General features: G+C 65.8%; 1 protein-coding gene. It reads right to left on the bottom strand.

Annotation, left to right across the window (positions count from 1 at the left end; all coding sequences use genetic code 11):
• Window positions 1-762 (bottom strand): WD40 repeat domain-containing protein (locus ACFHWS_RS28505; protein ID WP_416569584.1); only part of this gene is annotated, 762 nt, incomplete at its 3' end.
• Window positions 763-837: the final 75 nt, after the last annotated feature.

An 837-nucleotide genomic window follows, 5' to 3' on the forward strand; every position in this document is an offset into this window, starting at 1 on the left:
GGCGGTCAGCTCGGCCAGCAGGTCGCCAGTATCAGGATCCCAGACCCGCACCGTCCCATCGCCCCGACCGCCGGTGACGATGCGGTGCCGCCCATCCAGGCCCGGCAACACCGCTACTGACACCACTCCATTGACGTGGGCAGTCAGCTCGGCCAGCAGGTCGCCAGTATCAGGATCCCAGACATGCACCGACTCGTGCCTCCAACTGCCGGTGACGATGCGGTGTCGGCTATCCGGGCCAGGTAACACCGCCAACGACACCTCGCTGGCCTGAAACGTGAGTTCGGCCAGATGGTCGCCGGTGTCAGGGTCCCAGATATGCGCCGTCCCATCGAGGATGTCGCCGGCCGAGACGATACGGTGCCGGCCATCCCTGCCTGGCAACACCGCCAACGACACCACCGCGGCGATGTGGCCAGTCAGCTCGGCCTGCTGATCGCCGGTATCAGGATCCCAGACCCGCACCGTCCCATCACCCGGGTAACCGCCGCCGGCGACAATGCGGTGTCGGCTATCCGGGCCGGGTAGCACCGCCAGCGCGTTGACCCTACCGACACTCGCTGATTCGGTCAGATGGTCGTCGGTGTCAGGGTCCCAGATAAACACCGTTTCATAGACCATCATATCGCCGCCGCCGATAATGCGGTGCCGGCCATCCCTGCCTGGCAACACCGCCAACGACACCACCGCGCCGACGTGGGCGGTCAGCTCGGCCTGCTGATCGCCGGTATCAGGATCCCAGACCCGTACCGCATCACCCAAGCCGCCGCCGCTCGTGTCAAGCCCCGGGTTTGATGGAGAGTTGGTTAGCTGGTTTTCAGGGGTGCGGTGACCGGT

The sequence above is a fragment of the Micromonospora sp. LOL_013 genome, assembly GCF_048060315.1.
Classification (GTDB): domain Bacteria; phylum Actinomycetota; class Actinomycetes; order Mycobacteriales; family Micromonosporaceae; genus Micromonospora_E.